Annotated in this window: 5 protein-coding genes; all 5 read left to right on the top strand. The window is 55.6% G+C overall.

Annotated features, from left to right (window positions below; translation table 11 throughout):
* A partial coding sequence (locus ACWVCN_RS00225; RefSeq protein ID WP_455243488.1) for a sulfite oxidase occupies positions 1-1,119 on the top strand: 1,119 nt, incomplete at its 5' end.
* Between the two features lie 20 nt (positions 1,120-1,139).
* Complete coding sequence (locus ACWVCN_RS00220) at positions 1,140-1,769, top strand: c-type cytochrome (protein ID WP_455243487.1); 630 nt, start codon at positions 1,140-1,142, stop codon at positions 1,767-1,769.
* 41 nt (positions 1,770-1,810) lie between these two features.
* Positions 1,811-3,217, top strand: a complete 1,407-nt coding sequence (locus ACWVCN_RS00215) for a c-type cytochrome (protein ID WP_455243486.1) — start codon at positions 1,811-1,813, stop codon at positions 3,215-3,217.
* A gap of 70 nt (positions 3,218-3,287) precedes the next feature.
* Positions 3,288-3,647: a DsrE family protein gene (locus ACWVCN_RS00210; RefSeq protein ID WP_455243485.1), complete on the top strand. Its 360-nt coding sequence runs from the start codon at positions 3,288-3,290 to the stop codon at positions 3,645-3,647.
* Between the two features lie 28 nt (positions 3,648-3,675).
* Complete coding sequence (gene ppk2 / locus ACWVCN_RS00205; protein WP_455243484.1) at positions 3,676-4,740, top strand: polyphosphate kinase 2; 1,065 nt, start codon at positions 3,676-3,678, stop codon at positions 4,738-4,740.
* The last annotated feature ends 51 nt before the right edge of the window (positions 4,741-4,791 follow it).

The following is a 4,791-nucleotide window of genomic DNA, read 5'->3' as shown; positions in this document are numbered from 1 at the left end:
ATCGGCGGATGGGTGACCGGCTTAGCCCGTTCAGAAAATCTTTCGAAGACAAGCGGTTCGTTGATCACCAGGGTGATGCGGCCGTTTGATGCCGAAACGCCGGTACGCGAGTTGACCTCTTGGCTGACGCCCAACGAACGATTGTTCGTTCGCAGTCATTTCGGTCCTCCAAATCCTGAAGCGATCGATGCGACGGTGTGGCAACTCAAGGTTGGCGGTAAAGTTGATCAACCTCTGAGCTTCAGCCTGACAGAGTTGAAGCAGTTCGAACCGGCGACCGTCACCAGCGTCCTGCAATGTAGCGGCAACGGCCGTGCCTTCCATCGTCCGAAAGTGCCAGGCGTGCAATGGGAGCGAGGAGCCGTCGGCAATCTGGAATGGACAGGTGTCCGTTTGAAAGATGTCTTGGCGAAGGCGGGACTCAAGAGCCAGGCCAGGCATGTTCAATTCCTCGGAGCCGATCGACCCGTCTTGGATTCGGTGCCTCTCTTCGTTCGTAGTTTACCCATCGAAAAGGCGCTTCATCCGGATACCTTATTGGCGTTCGAGATGAACGGAAAGCCGATTCCGCTACTTCACGGTGCACCCCTCCGACTGATCACGCCCGGTTGGATGGCCGAATCCTGTATCAAATGGCTGACGGAGATTACCGTTCAAACCGGCGAGGCGACGGGCTATTACATGCAGCAGGCCTATCGCATTCCCGTGACGACCGTGGCTCAGGACTCCGGTCTGCCCGAGCCGAGGATGCTCCCGGTCGAAGAGATGCCCGTCAAGTCTTTGGTAACGGCACCCGCTGACGGAGAATCCGTCAATATTGGACCAATCGCCGTCAAAGGCGTCGCATGGGCAGGAGAGGCGAGAGTTGTCAAAGTCGAAGTGTCTGTGGACGGAGGAACATCCTGGGAGCAGGCACGGTTACTTGGCGAAGAACATCCTTACGCGTGGAGACAATGGCAATTCGTATGGAATGCCAAGACTGCGGGAACCGCCACTGTGCTCTGCCGCGCCACAGACTCGAGGGGGGAGACTCAGCCGGAAAGGACGCCGTGGAACCCGAGCGGATTTTTGTGGAACGGATGGGACCGCGTGAACGTCATGGTAAAGGGTGAGGGGTAAGGAGGGAGGAGCATGGCGAGGTGAGGATTCTTGACCGTAAAACGGACGTGGTTGGTTTCTGTGTGATGCTGGCAGTTGCTGGCTTCGCGGCGGTCACCGCCGCGCAAGAAGGAGACCGCCAGCCGGTAAGTGTAGCGCTGGCTCCGCGAGCGGAGACCTTGATCATCGCGCGCTGTTCCGTCTGTCATACCCCTGATCTCATTACACAACAGCGATTGCCACCCGAACGGTGGCAGGCGACGGTCGAGAAGATGAGGCATTGGGGCGCGGAGATCTCTGAAGAAGAAGCCGACTTGTTGGTGCGGTATCTCTCTGCGCGGTATCACCCTGATGCACCGGACAACCTCCCTTCGCTCGACAACGAAATCCAGAAAGCCGAGCCCTTTAACCATGAGCCTACGCCTGCTGAAGGTCCCGTGACAGGCCTGGCTTCTCGTGGCGCGACTGTTTTCTCCAATAATTGTCAAGCCTGCCATGGAGTGGGCGCGATCGGAGGGATGGGTCCGAAGCTGGCGAAGAATCCCATTCTGAAACACGAGGAACAATTCTGGGATACCGTGTTGCACGGACGGGGTCCCATGCCGGCGTGGGGATCTGCGCTTAGTCAACAAGACATCGCTGATATTCATGCCTGGTTGTTGACGAAGTAAGGATCACATTAAGTAAGGTTCGAATGAAAGGAGCGGTGATCATGCAGATGAAACGCGGGTTGATGATCGGGTCGGCTGTGGTGGTATTGATCGGGCTCATATCCCTTCCACGCCTCCTGTTCGGCGGCGATCAACCACGCGCAAAGGAAATCATTCAGCAAACCTGTGTTCAATGCCATCGGCTGGAAGGGAAGGCCGAATCCCGTTTCAATCTCAAAGCGCCCGATCTCATTTGGGCCGGCAGCAAATATCAGCGATCGTGGTTGATTCGATGGCTCACAGGCAAGGAAGCGCCGCTCTACGCCAAGGGATACCGTTGGGACTTGAGCCAGGTGCCGACCAAACATCCGATGGTGACGGAAGCGGAGGCCAACGCGATTGCGGATTACTTTGCCGAGCACAACAAGGATCCTCGTGTGAAGGTCGGCGCGTTTGACACAACGAAGGTCACCAAGTTTGAAGCAACATTCGGCGGGATGGCATACAAGGCGCATGCCTGCTTGGGTTGCCACACGATTGAAGAGAACGGGAAGGTCATCGGCGGTCCCCAGAGCGCCGCGCTGCAGAAATCTGGTCAGCGGTACAACATGGACTGGCTGTACCGTTTTGGGCAGAACCCGCAGGATTTCATCATCCATACCGGGGAATTTCTTGCGGATGCAACAGACCCGCAATTGCGGGCGGTGATTGGCTATCTTGCGACACAGGGCGTACCGGACTACAACTATTACGAACCTTGGACAGCTCCGGAGTTCGCGAACGCGAGTGTCGATCGCGGGAAGGGCCTCTACAAGGAATATTGCGCGCAGTGCCACGGATTCACTGGTAAAGGTGACGGGCCTGCCGCATCTGGGTTGGATCCGAAGCCGGCGATCCATGCCAACATCCCGTTTGAAAAAATTCCGATCGAATACCTTTACAACGTGATCAATCATGGCGGCGCTGCGATGGGAAAATCGCCGAACATGCCCTACTGGAATCTGACGATCGGACAGCAGGGGGTCGCAGACGTGATTGCCTACTTAAAGGCGACATTCAAAGGGGCGCCCGAGGTGGCGACAGCTCCCAGCAGCGGCGCGGGTGATGCCTGTATCCAGCCACGCAAGACCGCAAAGGCCCCGGGTGAGTTTCTCGCCAAGACTAATCCACTTCCGGCATCGCCCGAAGTGATCAAAGCAGGGAAAACGCTGTTCCTGAAGACGGCACAACCGGCGGCCTGTGCCATGTGCCACGGAGAAAAGGGAGACGGCAAAGGATTTATGGGGGCAGCGCTGGTACCCCCGCCGCGAAACTTCACCTGTGGGGCCATGATGAAGAATCTCCCGGACGGTCAGTTGTTCTGGATCATCAAGAACGGATCGCCAGGGACCGGCATGATGTCCTTTGCCGCGCTGCCGGATGAATCGGTCTGGCAGCTGATCCATTACATTCGTACGCTGGCGAAATAGGCTCGTCTGGGTAAAGGTTGAGGTATGCAAGGCAAAGATTGTTGGAAAAACAACGAAGGAGAAAAAAAGAATGGCGAGCTTCATCATTTCGGGTAGCCGGGGCACAGACGATTCCACGATGGCAACATTGCCGTTCATGGCTGCCAAGACGGCGAAGGAACAGGGCCATGACGTCGTAGTGTGGCTATGGAACGAAGCCGTGGCGATCGGGAGAAAAGGCACGGCCGAGCACGTAAGCGGCGTGAATCTGACTCCACTGAAAGAATTACTGGCCGCCGTGCAGGCGGCCGGTGTGCCGATTTGGGTCTGCGGCGCTTGCGCTGTAGCCAGGCAGATTACTCCATCTGATCTCGTTGCCGGTGCCACGATCAAAGGCATGCCGGATTTCATTAAAGAAGTAGCCCAACGGGACCGTAACGTGACATTTTAGAAGGAAATCTGCTTATAAAGGAGGGGTTATGGGTTCTGATGGTGAGTCGAAGGAGAAGTTGAAGGGACGGAAAGACCGCCGTAGTCATGACGGTGATGTGAGCGACATCGTGGGGAAAGACGGAGAATTTCTGGCTGATGATTTAGAGGCGATTCCCACAATCGTTCCCAGAGAAGGAGACGGATATCTAATAGGAGCAAGTTCGGAAATGAAGGTGCATTCCGGCCCGATGAGCGAAACCGTCCGTATGCTGACCGAAGATGATCTACTTCGAATCAACACAAGAAAAGGCCTGGTCCGGTTGTTGCGTAACCGGGATATCGACATCGAAGAAGTCCGAAAGACCCTGCTGTATGATCAGGAGCTCCGAGGACTTCAAGTCGAATTGGTCAAACTCCAACGTTGGGTACAATCTGAAGGCCAGCGCATCGCGATCTTGGTCGAAGGGCGTGATGCGGCGGGCAAGGGCGGGACCATCAGGCGGTTCACCGAGCATCTGAACCCTCGCGCGATGCGTGTCGTCGCTCTTCCAAAACCGACCGACGAAGAGCGGGGGCAGTGGTATTTTCAGCGGTATATCAGGCAATTGCCGAACAAAGGCGAGATCGTCTTTTTCGACCGTAGCTGGTACAACCGTGCCGTTGTCGAACCGGTGATGGGGTTCTGCACCAAAAAAGATCATCAGCGGTTCCTTCAGCAGGTGACGGAATTCGAGCACATGCTCTATGAAGATGGCGTGACGATCATCAAGTTCTGGTTTTCGATCTCTAAGGAGGAGCAGTTCAAGCGATTCGAAGCCAGGCGCAAGAATCCGCTCAAGCATTGGAAGATAAGTCCCGTCGATGAGAAAGCACAAGAATTGTGGGATGCTTATACGCGCTACAAGGAGGAAATGTTCAGTAAGACGCATACAACATTCAGCCCTTGGATTATTTTGAGGGCGAATGACAAGCAAGCGGCGCGTCTCGAAAGCCTCCGGTATGTCCTCAACTTATTGCCGTACAAAGGGAAGGAAGATGCGGAGGTGCGATTGGAGCCGGATCCGAACGTTGTGACGCGGTTCCATCGAAAAATGGTTGAATTGGACTTCTGATGACCCAACCCCGCGATCAGCCAGGAACCGACTCGTGTCCTTAAATAGGAT

Source organism: Petrachloros mirabilis (assembly GCF_975968855.1).
This window is presented reverse-complemented; position numbering and strand designations above follow the sequence as displayed.

What these genes read in the sequence shown, in the direction of transcription:
- ACWVCN_RS00215 (WP_455243486.1), top strand. Translation starts at nt 1,811, where the DNA reads ATGCAGATGAAACGCGGGTTGATGATCGGGTCGGCTGTGGTGGTATTG.
- ACWVCN_RS00210 (WP_455243485.1), top strand. Translation starts at nt 3,288, where the DNA reads ATGGCGAGCTTCATCATTTCGGGTAGCCGGGGCACAGACGATTCCACG.
- ppk2 (WP_455243484.1), top strand. Translation starts at nt 3,676, where the DNA reads ATGGGTTCTGATGGTGAGTCGAAGGAGAAGTTGAAGGGACGGAAAGAC.